Annotated in this window: 13 protein-coding genes; 11 read left to right on the forward strand and 2 right to left on the reverse strand. The window is 71.4% G+C overall.

All coding sequences use genetic code 11. The features are described 5' to 3' along the window. The first annotated feature begins 38 nt into the window (after positions 1-38). The 6 genes from gspF to rpoH all read left to right on the forward strand — a co-directional run bounded on the left by gspF (position 39) and on the right by rpoH (position 5715). Positions 39-1253 (forward strand): type II secretion system inner membrane protein GspF, encoded by a 1215-nt coding sequence (gspF, locus tag ACTHK2_RS12180; RefSeq protein ID WP_440245984.1) that lies wholly within the window; start codon positions 39-41, stop codon positions 1251-1253. A 132-nt stretch (positions 1254-1385) separates the two neighbouring features. After that, entirely contained in the window at positions 1386-2063 is a 678-nt protein-coding gene (ftsE, locus tag ACTHK2_RS12185) for a cell division ATP-binding protein FtsE (RefSeq protein ID WP_440245985.1), read from the forward strand. Next, the gene (ftsX, locus tag ACTHK2_RS12190) at positions 2060-3055 is read left to right on the forward strand and encodes a permease-like cell division protein FtsX (protein WP_440245986.1); all 996 of its coding nucleotides are present in this window, start codon (positions 2060-2062) and stop codon (positions 3053-3055) included. Before ftsE ends, ftsX begins: the two co-directional genes overlap by 4 nt. Then, positions 3052-3906 carry a response regulator gene (locus ACTHK2_RS12195; RefSeq protein ID WP_440245987.1) on the forward strand — a complete coding sequence of 285 codons (855 nt, stop codon included), beginning with the start codon at positions 3052-3054 and terminating at the stop codon, positions 3904-3906. The genes ftsX and ACTHK2_RS12195 overlap by 4 nt, the downstream gene beginning before the upstream one ends. After that, positions 3903-4625, forward strand: a complete 723-nt coding sequence (ung, locus tag ACTHK2_RS12200) for a uracil-DNA glycosylase (RefSeq protein ID WP_440245988.1) — start codon at positions 3903-3905, stop codon at positions 4623-4625. Before ACTHK2_RS12195 ends, ung begins: the two co-directional genes overlap by 4 nt. A 226-nt stretch (positions 4626-4851) precedes the next feature. Further along, positions 4852-5715 carry an RNA polymerase sigma factor RpoH gene (gene rpoH / locus ACTHK2_RS12205; protein WP_440245989.1) on the forward strand — a complete coding sequence of 288 codons (864 nt, stop codon included), beginning with the start codon at positions 4852-4854 and terminating at the stop codon, positions 5713-5715. Positions 5716-5869: 154 nt separating this feature from the next. Here rpoH and ACTHK2_RS12210 read toward each other — a convergent pair whose 3' ends face one another. Next, on the reverse strand, positions 5870-7147 hold the full coding sequence (locus tag ACTHK2_RS12210) for a choice-of-anchor Q domain-containing protein (RefSeq protein WP_440245990.1): 1278 nt from the start codon (positions 7145-7147) through the stop codon (positions 5870-5872). A 142-nt stretch (positions 7148-7289) separates the two neighbouring features. Between ACTHK2_RS12210 and ACTHK2_RS12215 the strand changes: the two genes are divergently transcribed. Beyond that, complete coding sequence (locus ACTHK2_RS12215; RefSeq protein WP_440245991.1) at positions 7290-9638, forward strand: winged helix-turn-helix domain-containing protein; 2349 nt, start codon at positions 7290-7292, stop codon at positions 9636-9638. A 115-nt stretch (positions 9639-9753) separates the two neighbouring features. Beyond that, entirely contained in the window at positions 9754-10950 is a 1197-nt protein-coding gene (locus tag ACTHK2_RS12220; RefSeq protein WP_440245992.1) for a hypothetical protein, read from the forward strand. A 17-nt stretch (positions 10951-10967) separates the two neighbouring features. Here ACTHK2_RS12220 and ACTHK2_RS12225 read toward each other — a convergent pair whose 3' ends face one another. Further along, complete coding sequence (locus tag ACTHK2_RS12225; RefSeq protein WP_440245993.1) at positions 10968-13139, reverse strand: primosomal protein N'; 2172 nt, start codon at positions 13137-13139, stop codon at positions 10968-10970. 469 nt (positions 13140-13608) lie between these two features. Here ACTHK2_RS12225 and ACTHK2_RS12230 point away from each other — a divergent pair, with 469 nt between their 5' ends. Genes ACTHK2_RS12230 through ACTHK2_RS12240 form a run of 3 tightly spaced genes read left to right on the forward strand, consistent with a single transcriptional unit; the run spans position 13609 to position 15273 of the window. Continuing rightward, a complete protein-coding gene (locus ACTHK2_RS12230) occupies positions 13609-14202 on the forward strand; it encodes an RNA polymerase sigma factor (RefSeq protein ID WP_440245994.1) in 594 nt (197 codons plus the stop codon). After that, entirely contained in the window at positions 14199-14567 is a 369-nt protein-coding gene (locus ACTHK2_RS12235; RefSeq protein ID WP_440245995.1) for a hypothetical protein, read from the forward strand. Before ACTHK2_RS12230 ends, ACTHK2_RS12235 begins: the two co-directional genes overlap by 4 nt. Beyond that, on the forward strand, positions 14539-15273 hold the full coding sequence (locus ACTHK2_RS12240; RefSeq protein WP_440245996.1) for a DUF3106 domain-containing protein: 735 nt from the start codon (positions 14539-14541) through the stop codon (positions 15271-15273). Before ACTHK2_RS12235 ends, ACTHK2_RS12240 begins: the two co-directional genes overlap by 29 nt. The last annotated feature ends 232 nt before the right edge of the window (positions 15274-15505 follow it).

Genomic DNA, 15505 nt, shown 5'->3' on the forward strand with positions numbered 1-15505 from the left:
CATACGATCCAGAAGAATCCACCCGAACACGGTTTCCGATGCCCGCATTCGCTTACCAGGCGCTCGACGCCGCCGTCAAGACCCAGGGCGTCGTGCTGCAGGGCGATACCGCGCGTGCGGTGCGCGGCGTGCTGCGCGAGCGCGGGCTCAATCCGCTCAGCGTGGAAGAAGTGCGCGACGGCGTTTCGACGCCCGGCGGAGGTGTGCAGTGGCGACGCGGCGTCTCGGGCGCGCAGCTCGCCCTGCTTACGCGCCAGCTCGCGACCCTGATCGGTGCGGGCCTGCCGATCGACGAGGCGCTTGGCGCGCTGTTTGAGCAGGCCGAGAACGAACGCCAGCGCGCGCTCACGGTGTCGCTGCGTGCGCGCGTGATGGAAGGCGCGAGCCTCGCCCAGGCGATGGCGGAGTTCCCGGATGCGTTTCCCGAAATCTTCCGCGCGACCGTCGCCGCCGGCGAGCAGTCGGGCCGGCTCGACGGCGTGCTCGAGAAGCTCGCCGACTATGCCGAAGCGCGCGATGCGCTCGGCCAGAAGATCCTCGCCGCGCTCGCCTATCCGCTGCTGCTCACGCTCGTCGCGGTCGCCGTCGTCACCGGGCTGCTCACCTGGGTCGTGCCGCAGATCGTCGGCGTGTTCCAGAACCTGCACCAGGGACTGCCGCTGGCGACGCGCGCGCTGATCGCGCTGTCGGCCTTCCTGCGCGGGTGGGGCTGGCTCATCCTGTTGGTGCTGATCGCGCTCGTCGCCGCCGCGCGCGTCGCGTTGCGTGCGGAGTCAGCGCGGGCGCGCTGGCACGCGTGGCAACTGCGCCTGCCGCTGGTCGGCCGTCTCGTGCGCGCAGCCAACACCGCCCGCGCGACGCGCACGCTCGCGCTGCTCGCGGGCAGCGCGGTGCCGCTGCTCGACGCGCTCGCCATTGCCGCGCAGGTGGTGTCGAACCTGCCGATGCGCGAAGCGCTCAAGCGTGCCGCGATCAAGGTGCGCGAGGGCGGCGCGTTCTCGCGCGCGCTCGGCGAGAGCGGCCAGTTCCCGCCGGTCGCGTTGCGCCTGATCGCGAGCGGCGAGCGTTCGGGCCAACTGCCGCGCATGCTCGAGGAAGCTGCCGCGCAGCAGCAGCGCGAACTCGACCGCTGGCTGACCGCGCTGACCGCGGTGCTCGGGCCCGCCGTCATCCTCGTCGTCGGCGCGATCGTGCTGTTCATCGTGCTGGCGATCCTGCTTCCGATCTTCAATCTCAATCAGATGGTCAAGTAGCGGTGATTGGGGATCGGGGATCGGGAAGAGCCTTCCCCGGCGACCCATCGCAAGTCGGGACGTAGCCCGTACAATCCCCTCGCGCCGTTTTCAACGAATCACCGATCACCAATCACGAATCACGGTCTTGGCATGATCCGCTTCGACAACGTCAGCAAGCGCTACCTCACCGGGCTCGATGCGCTCGCCGAGGTCAGTTTCGAGATCGAGGCGGGCGAGATGGCGTTCGTGACCGGGCATTCGGGCGCGGGCAAGAGCACCCTGCTGAAACTGGTGAGCCTCGCCGAGCGGCCGACGCGTGGCCATGTCACGGTGAACGAGCGCGAACTCGCGCGCGTGCGCCGGCGCGGCATCCCGCAGCATCGGCGCGGCATCGGCATGGTGTTCCAGGACCACCGGCTGCTGACCGACCGCAGCGTGTTCGACAACGTCGCGCTGCCGCTGCTGATCGCCGGCACCGCGCGCGCGGAGATCGGCAAGCGCGTGCGCGCCGCGCTCGACAAGGTCGGCCTGCTCGCGCGCGAAAAGGCCGCACCGCAGACGCTCTCGACCGGTGAACAGCAGCGCGTCGGCATCGCGCGCGCGATCGTCGCCAAGCCGCCGTTGATCATCGCCGACGAGCCGACCGGCAACCTCGATCCGCAACTGTCGCTCGAGATCATGAACCTGTTCGCCGAGTTCGGCGCGGTCGGTACCACCGTGCTCATCGCGAGCCACGACCTGCTGCTGCTCAAGCGCATGCAGAAACGCGTGCTCGTGCTCGATCACGGCCGCCTCGTCGATGACTACCGCCCGGCGCGCGCCGCATGAGCGTGCAGGCCGAGCGGCGTGCCGCGCCGCCTGCGAGAAAGGGCGCCGAACCGCGTGGGCCGCGCGCGCCGCTCGGCGAGCGCGTCGTCGCCTGGCGCGACCAGCATTTCTTCAGCTTCTTCTCGAGCCTCGGCCGGCTCGCGGCGCGCCCGTGGGCGACCGTGTTGACCGTGCTCGTGCTCGGCTTCGCCATCGCGCTGCCGCTGTTGTCGTGGATCGTCTTCGACAACGCGCGCGAACTTTCAGGCGGCCTGCGCGAGGCGCGCGAGGTCACGCTGTTCCTCCAGCCCGGGCTCGACGCGCAGCGCGCGGACGCGTTCGCCGGTGAGCTGCGCCTGCGCGACGACGTGTCCGCGGTGCTGCTGCGCACGCCCGAGCAGGGGCTGGCCGAGTTCCGCCAGCTGTCCGGCTTCGGCGAGGCGCTCGATGCGCTGCAGTCCAACCCGCTGCCGAGCGTGCTCGTCGTCACGCCGCGCGAAACCGGCGGCGCCGAGGATCCGCCGCTGGTTGCGGCGATGCAGGCGGACACGCGCGTCGATCTGGTGCAGTATGACGCGGCGTGGCGACGCAAGCTCGGCGGCATCCTGCACCTGGGCGAGCGCGTCGTCGCGGTGGTCGCGGTGCTGCTCGCGCTGGCGACGCTGCTCGTGATCGGCAATACGGTGCGCATGGACATCCAGGCGAGGTCGGCGGAAATTTCGGTGATGCAGATGATCGGCGCGAGCAACGGCTTCGTGCGCCGCCCGTTCCTTTACGCCGGTTTCTGGTACGGCCTGTTCGGCGCGCTGCTCGCGCTGCTCGTCGTCGTCGTGGTCGAAGTCGCGCTGGCCGAGCCGGTCGCGCGGCTGGTCGAGAGCTACGCGCACCGCTTCGCGCTGCACGGGCTCGACGGCCGCGTCGCCGCCCTGGTCGCGGCCGCGAGTGCGCTGCTCGGCTGGTGCGGCGCGTGGATCGCCACCGCACGCCATCTCGCCGCGGGGCGGCCCGAATGAGCGCCGACGTTTCGCTCACAAGGCACATCTCCAGCGACCAGCCGCGCGTGCTCGTCGTCGACGGCTCGCGCGTCGTGCGCCAGCTGATCGAGCGCGTGCTCAAGGCGGAGCTGCCGAACGCGATCGTGATCGGTTGCGGCAGCGGTGCCGAGGCGCAGCGCCACCTCGCCGAGGGCGTGATCGACCTCGTCACGACCGCGTTGCGCCTGCCCGACATGGACGGGCTCGAACTCGCGCGGCTCGTCCGCGAGAGCGGCAACCAGGCTTACATACCGGTCATCGTCGTCTCCGGCGACGTGCAGGAACGCCTCGTCGCGCGCACGCTGTCGAGCCACGTCACCGACTATTTCGACAAGGCGCTCGGCTTCGATGCGCTCGCCGCGTTCATCCGCGGCTACGTCAAGCCGGCGGAGCAGATCGACGGCAACGTGCTGTACGTCGAGGACAGCCGCGTGGTCGCGCTCGCCACGCGCCGCATGATGGAGAAGTGCGGCTTCAAGGTGACGCACGTGGTCAGCGTCGAGGATGCGCTCGCGCTGCTCGAGACCGCGCGCGCGCAGGGCCACGGGCCGGGCACCGACCTCGTGCTCACCGACGTCAACCTCAAGGGCGAACTCAGCGGCGGCGACCTGCTCGAGCGCATCCGCAACCACTTCGGCTACCCGAAGGGCGAACTGCCGGTGCTCGTGATGACCGGCGACGACAATCCGGCGAACCAGGCCGGCCTGCTGCGCGCGGGCGCGAACGACCTCGTGCACAAGCCGATCGAGGAACGCCTGCTCGTCAACAAGCTGCAGTTCCAGTTGCGCGTCGCGCGCCGCCTGCGCGAACAGGCGGGCGCCCAGGCGTGAGCGAGGACCGGGTCCGGCTCGAGCCGTCGTGGAAGGCGCGCGTCGGCGCCGCGTTCGAGCAGCCGGCGATGCTCGCTCTGTCGGAGTTCCTGCGCGCCGAGAAGCGGGCGGGCAAGGTCATCTACCCACCCGGCCCGCGCATTTTCGCGGCGCTCGACACGACGCCGTTCGAGCAGGTCAAGGTGGTGATCCTCGGCCAGGATCCGTATCACGGCCCCGGCCAGGCGCACGGCCTGTGCTTCTCGGTGCCGCCGGGCGTGGCGCCGCCGCCGTCGCTCGACAACATCTTCAAGGAAATCCAGCGCGACCTCGGCATCGCGCGCCCCGACCACGGCTGCCTCGTGCCTTGGGCGAAACAGGGCGTGCTGCTGCTCAATGCCGTGCTCACGGTCGAGCATGGCCTCGCCGGCTCCCATCAGAACAAGGGTTGGGAAGGCTTCACGGACTGCTGCGTCGATGCGCTCAACCGCGAACGCGACGGCCTCGTGTTCCTGCTTTGGGGGAGCTACGCGCAGCAGAAAGGGCGCCTGATCGATCGCCAGCGCCACCTCGTGCTGAAGGCGCCCCATCCATCGCCGCTGTCCGCCCATCGTGGCTTCATCGGCTGCGGCCATTTCTCGCGCGCGAACGAGTACCTGGGCCAGCGTGGACAGACACCCATCGACTGGCGGTTACCGCCCCGGGCGGAGCTCGAAACCGTGTCTGCCGGGCCGGCGTGAGCCGACCTGGCGCATGACCTTCGCCACTGGTTGTTGCAAATCAGTGAGTTAGCATTTCGGCCCGGGACACACTGTTTCGCTGCCGCTAACGCTATTTAGAAAACTTCCTAGTACAATACCGCCAAGTTCAGTAATGGCCGGTGGGATCGCCGGTCGGAACTCTGGCCGTTCTTAGCACTCAAAGGAGCCGAGTGCTAAAGTGGGTAGCAGTGAGGAGTCCAGACAGATGAGCAATACCTTGGTCGCCAACCAGTTCCCGGTGCTGCCGAGTGCGGTCGGAAGCCTCGACGCGTATGTCAATGCGGTCCACCAGATCCCGATGCTGAGTCAGGACGAGGAGCAGGACCTCGCGCGCCGTTTCAACGAAAACAACGATCTCGACGCGGCCAAGCGGATGGTGCTCTCGCACCTGCGCTTCGTCGTGCACGTCGCGCGCGGCTACTCGGGCTACGGCCTGCAGGTCGGCGACCTCATCCAGGAAGGCAACATCGGCCTCATGAAGGCGGTGAAGCGCTTCGATCCGGACCACGGCGTGCGCCTGGTCTCGTTCGCGGTGCACTGGATCCGCGCCGAGATGCATGAGTTCATCCTACGTAACTGGCGCATCGTCAAGGTGGCGACGACGAAGGCGCAGCGCAAGCTGTTCTTCAACCTGCGCAAGTCGAAGAAGCGTCTCGGCTGGATGAATTCGGAAGAGGTCAACACCGTCGCGCGCGAACTCGGCGTGCCGGCCGCGACCGTGCTCGAAATGGAAGCGCGCCTCAACGGTCGCGACGTCGCGTTCGATTCGCCGGTCGACGCCGACGACGACGAGAAGCCCGCGCCCGCGGCGTTCCTGATCGACCATGCGGCCGATCCGTACGGACTGGTCGAGAGCGAGTCGGAGGAAGAGTCGAGCCTGGATACGCTGCAGCGCGGCCTGCTGCGCCTGGATGCGCGTTCGCGCGACATCATCCAGCGCCGCTGGCTCAGGGACGGCGAAAAGGCGACGCTGCAGGAACTCGCCGACGAGTACGGCGTGTCCGCCGAACGCATCCGCCAGATCGAGGCGAATGCGATGAAGAAGATGAGAGGTCTCTTCGAGGCTTGATGTGTGCGATCGTCCTTGATCGCTGTTTCGGGGCCGCTGACGGCGTCTATCAGCGGCTCGCTACCTGAAGGTCCAGAGCGGCCGTCCTTGGCCGCACTTTTCCAGGAAGCATTGTTCGAACGGCCCGCATCTGCGGGCCGTTTGCGTTCGCACGTCACGCGTCGAAGCCGTCCGCGAAGATCGCGTCGCCGACTTCCCATGCGCCGATGTCGATCGCCGGACCGAGGATGCGCACCGCGCCGTCGAGGTCGACGGCGATATCCGTCGCGAACACCGAATTGCCCGCGTCGCGCGCCGGCGAGTCCGCGCGCAGGCGGTAGTCGCCGGCCCCGATGAACGCAGGGTCGGCTTCGACGGTGCCCGCTCCCGGCGTGAAATCGTCGCCTTCGTTGCCGAACACGAGGTTGTGCTCGTTGGTGAATCCGCTCGCGGCAGTGGCGCCGATGACGATGCCGTGTACGGCATTGCCGGCGACCAGCGTATTGGCGAGCGTGCCGGTGAGGCTCGCGCCCGCGCCCGCGCCCGCGACGAAGCCGGTGTGGTTGCCGACGAGCGTATCGCCGAACACGTCGGCATGCAGGCTGCCCGCATTCGCGCGCAGCGAGATGGCGCCGGGTTGCGGCCCCATGACGCCGACCGTGCCGGTCACGAGATTGTTGAATACGCGTGCACCCAGGGTGCCGCCCGCGCCATCCTGCACGAGCACGATGCCGCCGTTGTAGCCGGTCGCCTCGATGCGGTTGTGGCGGAGCAGCACATCGGCCGCGCCGTCGCCATTGCGCACGAGGACCGCGCCCAGCGTGCTCCAGGCGCCACCGTCACCGATCGTGTTGCGCTCGATCGCACCGGTCGTCGCACCGGGCAGGTCGTCGATCCCGATCGCCGCGATGTCGTCGCCCTCCAGGAAGCCGAGCCGAACGTCGTTGTCGGTGATCGCGAAATCCACCGGTCCGGTCGGCGTGGCGCCGAAGGTGGTGAGGCGGATCGCGGTGCGGTTGGAGTCCAGTGCTTCGGCTTCGACGATGTTGCCGCGGATCGTGATGTCGAACGGGCCGCTGCCGGCCTGATACGCCGTGATCGAACCACCGCGCACCGTCAGGCCTTCGATCACGATCGTGACCTCGGTGTTGGCGCCGAACGCGTCGATCACGTCGGTGGACGTACCCGCCTGCAGCACCGGCGTGAAGCCGTCGGCCGCGCGCAGGGTCAGGCTCTTGCCCTGGATCTCGAGCGCCGCCTCGATCGGGCCGTCGCTGGCGATCTCCACGACATCGCCCGCCGCCGCGCCGGCGATGCAGGCCTGCAGCGTCGTCGCGCACGGTGGCGATCCGGGCCAGGTCAGCGTGGCTGCGCCGGCCGGGGCGGCCGCAAGCAGTGTCGCGAGCGCGGACGACGCCAGACGGGGGATTGCGCGAAACGGACAGGGAAACATGGCGAGGCGCCTCTTGGACGAGAGCCCCGGGTAACGCCGTCGCGCGCAGGCGACGGACATCGCGCGTCGCAACGACTGCCCGGCCTCGAACGGCACCGCCCGCGCCTCGTCAGCCCGCGCCGCGCGCGTTAACCTCTGACGGATGACTGCGACCGGTTTCGAATTCGGCGAGTACCGCTTCCTGCCTTCCGCGCGCGAGTTGTGGCGCGGCGCGCGCCACCTGACCTTGCCGCGCCGCACCTTCGAGTGCATCGAGCACCTGATCGTGCACCGCGATCGCGCCGTCGGCCGCGACGAACTCGTCGCGGCGGTGTTCGGCCGCTCCAACGTTTCCGACGCACAGCTCGGCCAGATCGTGCTGCGCGCGCGCCGCGTGGTCGGCGACGACGGCAACGTGCAGCATACGATCCGCACGATCGCTGGCTACGGCTATCGCTGGGTCGCCGAGACGCGCGAGATCGAAACCGATACGGCCGGAGCGGAACCGGCTGCGATCCCGTCCGCGCCCGTGCCGCCGTCGGCGGCGCCGCGGCGAAAGGCGCGCCTCAGCTTCGCCATCGTGATCGCGGCGATCGCCGTCGTCGTGATCGCGCTCGCGTGCGTGCTGCTGCTCGCGCGCCGAGGAGCGACGCCATCCGGAACGCACGGCGTCGCCGGTGGCGAAACGCTCGCGGTGCTGCCGATCCAGGTCGATGGACTGCGCGATGACGCGTGGGTGCGCCTCGGCGCGATGGACCTCGTCGCCGAACGCCTGCGCCAGGCCGGGCTCGCGGTGCCGCCGAGCGAGAACGTGCTCGGCCTGCTTGCCACGTCCGCGAGTGGCCGGGCCGAAGCCGGCCTGCGCAGCGCCACGGGCGCGCGCTACCTCGTGCGCGGCCGCGCGCATCACGACGCCGATGGCTGGCGCGTCGAACTCGCGGCGGAGCCCGAACACGGCATCGCGATTCCCGTCTCGTTCGCCGCACGCGAAGCGGTCGATGCCGCGCGTGGCGCGGGCGACCTGTTGCTCGCCGCACTCGGCAGGCGCACGCCGGCGAATGCGCGCGAATCCGACGCGGCGCTCGACGAAACCCTGCAGCGCGCGCGCGCGGCGATGCTGGCCAACGAACTCGATACCGCGCGCGCGATCCTTGGCGCGTCGCCGCAGCTCGCGGCCAGGCCCGCGCAACTTGCCTGGCGCCTCGCCCAGGTCGACCTCCGCGCGGGGCGCCTCGACCGTGCCGAGGCCGCGCTCGACCAGGTGCTCGCGCAGGCGGCGACGCAGGGCGATGCCGGGCTGCGTGCGGACGTGCTCGTCGCGCGCGGTTCGACGCGCATCCGCCGCGGTGCGTTCGACGACGGTGGTCGCGACTTCGACGCCGCGCTTGCGCTGCTCGGCGAGCGGCACGCGCTCGCGCGCGGCCAGGCGTTGCTCGGTCGCGCCAACAGCCGGGTCGCCGCGCACCGCTCCGATGAAGCACTCGCGGATTTCGGCGCCGCGCGCGTCGACCTCGAAGGCGCAGGTGACAGCCTCGGCGTCACCCGCGTCGACGCCAACCTCGGCATGCTCGAGCTCTACCGCGGCCGGCCCGCCGCCGCGCTCGATTATCTGCCTGGTGCGGCCGATCGCTTCCAGTCCTTCGGTGCGCTGCACGAGCTGCTGCTGACGCTGACCGGCATCATCGAGGCGCAACTCGCGATGCTGCAGCGGGACGAGGCGGCCGCGACGGTCGAGCGCGCGTCGGCTTTGCGCGAGCGCATCAGCGATCCCGACCAGCGCGTCGACCTGCTGCTCAACCGCGCGCAGGTGCAAAGCGGCGCGGGCGGCTACCGCGAGGCGCGCGCCGCCCTGCAGCAGGCCGCCGCGATCGCAACCTCGGGCAATCGCGTGTTGCGGGCGCGCCTGGATGCGCTCGAAGCGGACCTCGCCGCGCGCGAGCGGCGCTGGGACGACGCCGAACGCGCGGCGGCCGGCGCCCTCGCGGACTGGCCGGCGTCCGGCGCCGATGGCGATCGCAATGCGGTCGTGCGCCTGCGCCAGCGCGCGCTGTTTGCGCTCGACCGCGCCGGCGAGGCTCAGGCGCTGCTTGATCGCGCACGCGAGGCGCCGGTGACGGCCGCCGCCGAGCCCGGTGCCGTCGACGATGCGCTCGCGATGGCCGAATGGTGCATCCACCGGCGCGACGACGGCTGTGCCGGGGCCTGGCTGCAGCACGCCGCGGCGAGCGCCGACCGGCGCGGCGTGCCGGCCGAGATCGTCGCGGTCGCCGCGGTGCAGGGCCCGTTTTTGCTCGACGCCGGCGAGCGCGATGCCGCGGTCGCGGTGATCGGCCGCGTCGCGCCGTGGGCGGCGCGCGATTTCGACAGCGCATTGCTGCAACTGCGCCTGTTCCGCAGGCTCGGGCCGCGCGAGGCGTGGTTCAACGCGCTGCGCCAGGCGCAGGCGCTCGCCGGTGAACGCGAGATCGCACCGGCGCTGCTGGCGCCGCCGGACACTCCTGCCACGCGATGAATGCGTTGCTCATGTCGCGCGGACGGGCTCGTCACGCGCTTGGAACGCGCTTGGAGTGACCGCGCATCGGGGCGCACGGAAGCTCGGGTCCACCATCGACTGCCGGAGCCGTTCCATGATCGCGTCACCGCCGCCCGTCCGCCCGTTCCTGCGTCCGCTCTGCGCGGCGCTGCTGCTGTGCAGCGCGTCCGCCATGGCCGATTCGGTCACGCTTGCCGAACTGCCCGCGCCCGATGGCTACGCGGTCACCGGCGCGACCAACATCGCGGCCGATGGCACGGTCATCGGCGTCGCCTATCCCGACGGCCTCGTCGTGCGCTGGCAGCCGGGTGCCGCGCCGGAGGTGCTCGGTGGCGGCCTCACGTTCACGCTCGACAATGTCACGCCGCTCATGTCGAAGTACGGCGACGTGATCGCGACCACCGGCTATTTCGACGAGGGCGGCGAGGCGCCCGTGGCCGCGCCGGAACTGTGGACCGGCGGCACCGACTGGGCGCGCATCACGGGCGCGAGCGCCGAGCTCGGCAGCGCGTCGGTGTTCGGCATCTCCTCCGACGGCCACGTGCTGACCGGAGCCGCCGAGCCGGCCGTGCCGCCGGCGGAAGGTCCGTGGCCCCAGCTGCCATGGATGTGGACCGCGGCGGGCGGCCAAGTGCGGCTCGCGCTGCCGGCCGACGCGTTCAGCGCGCAGGCATGGGCCGCATCGAACGACGGTCACGTCGTCGCCGGCTTCGGCCAGACCTCGTCGGGCGATTTCACCCGCTACGCGATGCGCTGGGACGACGGCGTGCCGAGCTGGATCACGGACGCGGAAGGCCAGCGCGTCGGCCAGGTGATCGGTTGCAACAGCGACTGCTCGGTCATCGTCGGTGCCGGCGTCGAAAACGGCATGGGCGACCCGCGTGCGTGGCGCTGGCGCGCGGGCACGGGCATCGAGTACCTCGACCTGCCCGAGGGCGCGCAGGCCGGCGCGGTGACCTACGCGTTCGAATCGAGCGAGGACGGCAACGTCGTCGTCGGCAGCTATGTCGTGTTCGATCCGAATCTGGGTCCGACCAACCACGGCTTCTACTGGACCGCCGCCGACGGCCCGCACGACATCACCGCCTTCCTCGCCGACTGGGGCATCGAGTTCGGCGCCGCCGACTGGGTCGACCTGCTGGTCGTCGGCGTTACCCCGGACGGGCGCACCCTGCTGCTCAACGGCCTCGACGCCGAATACCAGCGACGGCGCGCGGTCGTGCAGGTCGAGCAGGACGACTGGATCTTCGCGGACGGCTTCGACGGCTTCGGTCCGCTGCGCGTGCATTGAACGCGCGCGGCGCCCGCTCAATAGAGATCGACCGGGTCGACGTCGATCGACCAGCGCACGCGGCGCTCGTCCGGCAGCGCGCGCACCGCATCTAGCCACGGCGGCAGGAATGCCTGCAACGCCGTGCGCTCGCCGGCTTCGGCGAGAACCTGCGCGCGCCACGCGCCGGCACGGCGCGGCATCGGCGCGGCGAGCGGCCCATGCAGGGTCACGCCGGCCGCGCGTGGCGCGGCCGCAGCGGCCGCGCGCAGGAAGCGGTCGAGCAGGTCCTGCTGCGGCGCCTCCGCGCGCAGCAGCGCGAACTGCACGTACGGCGGCAGGCCGGCGTCGCGACGCTCGTCGAGCAGGCGCGCGGCGAGCGCGCGATAGCCGCCGTTGAGCAGGACCTCGAGCAGCGGATGCGCGGGGTCGTGTGTCTGCAGGATCACCGTGCCGGGACGATCGGCGCGCCCGGCGCGCCCGGCGACCTGCACGACCAGCTGGCCGAGGCGCTCGCCGGAGCGGAAGTCGACGCTGTAGAGCCCTTCGTCGACGCCGACCACGACGACCAGCGTGAGATGCGGCAGGTCGTGGCCCTTGGCGAGCATCTGCGTTCCCACGAGGATGCGCGCGCCCGCTTCCGGCAGGCTGTCGAGCAGCGCGTCGCGCAGGCGCCGCCCGCGCGTCGTGTCGCGGTCGACGCGCACCACCGGCACGTCCGGGAACTGCGCGCCGAGCGCATCCTCGAGTCGCTCGGTGCCTTCGCCGAGCGCATGGAGTGCGAGCCCGGCGCACGACGGGCACGCATTCGGCACGCGCTCCTCGTGGCCGCAGTGATGGCAGCGCAGGCGGTGTTCGCGCTTGTGCAGGGTGAGCGCGCGCTCGCAGTCGGGGCAGCGCGCGCTCCAGCCGCAGTCGTGGCAGAGCAGCACCGGCGCATAGCCGCGCCGGTTGCGGAACACGAGCACCTGTTCGCCGCGCGCGAGGCAGGCGCCGATCGCCTCGAGCGCAGGTTGCGCGAGGCCGTGCTGCAGGCGTTGCCGGCGCAAGTCGATCACGCGCAGCGCCGGCGGCCGCGCGTTGCCGGCGCGCTCGTCCAGGCGCAGCTGCCGGTAGCGTTGCGCATCGGCGTTGGCGAGGCTTTCCAGCGACGGCGTCGCCGAGCCGAGCACGACCGGGATGCCGAGTGCCTTGCCGCGCACGAGCGCGAGATCGCGCGCGTGGTAGCGAAAGCCTTCCTGCTGCTTGTACGACGCGTCGTGCTCCTCGTCGACGACGATGACGCCGGGCCGCGCGAGCGGAACGAGCACGGCCGAACGCGTGCCGAGCACGAGCGGCGCCTCGCCGCGCGCGGCGGCGAGCCAGGCGCGTGCGCGCTCGACCTCACCGAGGCCGGAGTGCAGGGCGGCGACTTCGACACCGAGGCGTTCGCGGAAACGACGCAGCGCCTGCGGCGTCAGCGCGATTTCCGGCACGAGCACGAGCGCCTGGCGGCCACGCGCGAGGCAGTCGCGGATGATCTCGAGGTACACCTCGGTCTTGCCGCTGCCGGTGACGCCGTCGAGCAGGAACGGAGCGAACCCGCCGGCGGCGCGAATCACTCCCTGCGCGGCCGCGCGTTGCGCTTCGTTGAGCGGCGGACCTGCGACACCCGGGGCGGCGCGGGCCGGTGCCATGAGGCGGCACGCCACGATCCAGCCGCGCGCGAGCGCGTTGCGCCGCGCGGCGGCACCGGCGAGTGCATCGAGCCTGACGGTCGCGAGCGCGCCCGCCGCGAGCGCCTCGAGCAGCGCGGCGACGCGCGTGCCGCGGCGCGCGACGCCGCCCGCGAGCGCGTCCCGGCCGGCGGGCGTGAGCTCGGCCGCGGCGATACCCGCCGCCGGCAGGGCGCGCGCGCTGCGCAGGCTCGTCGGCAGCGCCGCGAACAGTACTTCGCCGAGAGGGTGCTGGTAGTAACGCGCGGCCCAGCGCAGGGTCGCGAGCAGCTCGCCGCCGAGCAGCGGCTCCTCGTCGAGCACGTCGCCTGCGACCTTGAGGCGCGCATCGTCGAGCGTGGAGGCGTCGACGCGCTCGGCGACGATGCCGACCCGCTCGCGCCGGCCGAACGGTACGCACACGCGGCTGCCGACCGGCGCCACCGTGGCGCCTTCCCGGTAATCGAACAGCGTGTGCAACGGCACGGGCAGGGCGACGCGCAGGATCGAAGTCATGGCCGGTGGAAGGCGGAAAACCCGCGCAGGATGCAGTGTAGTCCGGGCGAGCGCAGCATGCCGGCCCGCTTGCCGTCGGTTTCTCACGTAACTATCAGAAAAACACCCTAAGTCACCACGGCAGCGGGGAAAACCCGCTTATCCACAACCTATGTGGATAACTCTGTGGATCACTGCGCCGCGAGCCCTGTGCGAGGCGCGAAACCAAGCCGTGCGATACGGGTTGGTGAAAGTTTAATCAATCTGTAATGCGCCTTTGCATTCAATGCGTTACGCGCGCCTGCCGGTTCCGCTGCGGGATTCGTGCGTGCTTGTGCAGCATCCCGACGCCGCTCGCGCACGGCTGTGTACAACCGCTTGACACCGGAGCGCGCTGTCGTTCCTCGAATGCCGCGGCGAACGCGCCGTCAACGGATCCGCTGCGCGTGCGTTGGAGGGTCACGAAAGCCCCCGGAAAGGCCGCCGCACGATGCTTCCTGCTTCCCTGATGGCGATTCCCGACGAGCGCATGACCGACGACGCCGGGCAGCTCGAGGATTCGCGCGCGATCGAACGTTTCCTGCGCTCGGTCGAGCGGCGCGCGCTGCGCATGGCGGAACTCGCCACGCGCCAGCGCGAGGAGGCGATCGACCTCGTGCAGGACGCGATGTTCGGCTTCGTGCGCAGCTACGGCGCACGCGACGCCGCGGAATGGCCGCCCCTGTTCTGGCGCGTGCTCGACAGTCGCATCCATGACTGGCATCGGCGCCAGCGTGTGCGCGGGCGCTGGTTCACCTGGCTCGACCGGCGCGAGGAGGACGGCGATGATCCGCTCGCGGCCGTGCCGGATGCGCGCGAGCCTGGCCCGCTCGCCCGTCTGGCCGACGGCGAGGCGGCGCTCGCCCTAGCCGCCGCGTTGCAGGCGTTGCCGTTGCGCCAGCGCCAGGCGTTCCTGCTGCGCCTGTGGGAGGGGCTCGACGTCGCCGCCACCGCGAGCGCGATGCGCTGCAGCGAAGGCAGCGTCAAGACCCATCTGTCGCGCGCACTCGCCAACCTGCGCAACCGCCTGGAGCCGCACCGATGAACACACCGCCGCGCGACCCTTGGCTCGAGCGCTCGCTCGCCTTGCTCGACCAATCGGCCGAGTCGCTCGATGCGGCGACGCTGTCGCGTCTCAACCGTGCGCGCCACGCCGCGCTCGCGCAGCCGCATCGGCGCCACTGGCGCGTCGGTCTCGCGCTCGCCATCACGGGCGCGCTCGTACTCGCGCTCGGCGTCGGCCATCGCCGCGGCTCCGCGCCCGCACCGCAGCTGCCAGCGGAGCATGCCTCCGTGTCCGCTGGCGGTACGCTGGACGTGCTGGCCGCCGACGACGACAGTCTCGAACTCACCGAGGATCTGGACTTCTATGCCTGGCTCGATGCCCAGCAACACGACGTCGACGGCTGACGCGCGCCCGCTGCTGCGCCTGCTGCTCGCCGCGGTGCTCGCGTGCGGCAGCGTGAGCGCCGCCGAGCCGCCCGCGACGGTGCCGGCGGAGCCGGCGCGCACCGAGTGGTCGCAGCTCGACGCCACCGAGCAGCGCGTGCTCGCGCCGATGCAGGCGCAGTGGACCGCGCTGGCGCCACGCTCGCAGCAGCGTCTGCGCGACGTTGCCGCGCGCTGGCAGGCGGCTACGGCGCTCCGGCGCGCGGTGATCGAGCGGCGCATCGCGCGGTGGGCGTCGCTCACGCCCGAGCAGCGCAGCGATCTCGCCGAGCGCTACGAAAAATTCAAACGACTGCCGCCCGACCAGCAGCAGGAGCTGCGCGAGGCGTTTCGCCGCTTCCGCGCGCTGCCGCCGGAACGGCGTGCCGCGCTGCGCGAGCGCTACGAGGCGATGTCGCCGGCCGAGCGGAGTGCCTTCGTCGCCGGCGCGCAGGCCGAACGCCGCGCCGATGGCTGGCGCCGCCTGCTCGCCGACGTGCCGCCCGCACAGCGCCCGGCACTGCGCGCGATGTGGCAGTCGCTCACGCTCGACCAGCGCCATACCTTGCGGCGCCATGCGCAGTCGCTGTCGGTCGACGCGCGCGCCGACTTGCGCCGGCGCCTGCTCGCGATGACCCCGGCGCAACGCAGCGACTTCATCGCGGCGCTGCCGTCGTCACCGCCGTAAGGCGGGACGCAGGCGGGGCACACGACCGCGCGTCCCACCGCGCACCGCAGGCCGCTCCGCTCGAACCCGATGGGACTTGCGGTCGCGCGAATACGTGACGTGCATTCGCGCCGCTGCGTCCGACCCCTGCCGGTCCCCGCGGCGCGCGTGCGTGCAGGGCGATGCGCGCATCGCGCGCGCCGCGGCTCGGGCCGCGGTACTCCGGCGGGACTCGCCGCTGCGCGGCTCGACC

The organism is Dokdonella sp. (genome assembly GCF_051958935.1).
Lineage (GTDB): Bacteria > Pseudomonadota > Gammaproteobacteria > Xanthomonadales > Rhodanobacteraceae > Dokdonella_A.

Bases quoted from the DNA above. Each gene is read 5' to 3' on its own strand.
- gspF (WP_440245984.1), top strand. From the start codon at position 39: ATGCCCGCATTCGCTTACCAGGCGCTCGACGCCGCCGTCAAGACCCAG.
- ftsE (WP_440245985.1), top strand. From the start codon at position 1,386: ATGATCCGCTTCGACAACGTCAGCAAGCGCTACCTCACCGGGCTCGAT.
- ftsX (WP_440245986.1), top strand. From the start codon at position 2,060: ATGAGCGTGCAGGCCGAGCGGCGTGCCGCGCCGCCTGCGAGAAAGGGC.
- ACTHK2_RS12195 (WP_440245987.1), top strand. From the start codon at position 3,052: ATGAGCGCCGACGTTTCGCTCACAAGGCACATCTCCAGCGACCAGCCG.
- rpoH (WP_440245989.1), top strand. From the start codon at position 4,852: ATGAGCAATACCTTGGTCGCCAACCAGTTCCCGGTGCTGCCGAGTGCG.
- ACTHK2_RS12210 (WP_440245990.1), bottom strand. From the start codon at position 7,147: ATGTTTCCCTGTCCGTTTCGCGCAATCCCCCGTCTGGCGTCGTCCGCG.
- ACTHK2_RS12215 (WP_440245991.1), top strand. From the start codon at position 7,290: ATGACTGCGACCGGTTTCGAATTCGGCGAGTACCGCTTCCTGCCTTCC.
- ACTHK2_RS12220 (WP_440245992.1), top strand. From the start codon at position 9,754: ATGATCGCGTCACCGCCGCCCGTCCGCCCGTTCCTGCGTCCGCTCTGC.
- ACTHK2_RS12225 (WP_440245993.1), bottom strand. From the start codon at position 13,139: ATGACTTCGATCCTGCGCGTCGCCCTGCCCGTGCCGTTGCACACGCTG.
- ACTHK2_RS12230 (WP_440245994.1), top strand. From the start codon at position 13,609: ATGCTTCCTGCTTCCCTGATGGCGATTCCCGACGAGCGCATGACCGAC.
- ACTHK2_RS12235 (WP_440245995.1), top strand. From the start codon at position 14,199: ATGAACACACCGCCGCGCGACCCTTGGCTCGAGCGCTCGCTCGCCTTG.
- ACTHK2_RS12240 (WP_440245996.1), top strand. From the start codon at position 14,539: ATGCCCAGCAACACGACGTCGACGGCTGACGCGCGCCCGCTGCTGCGC.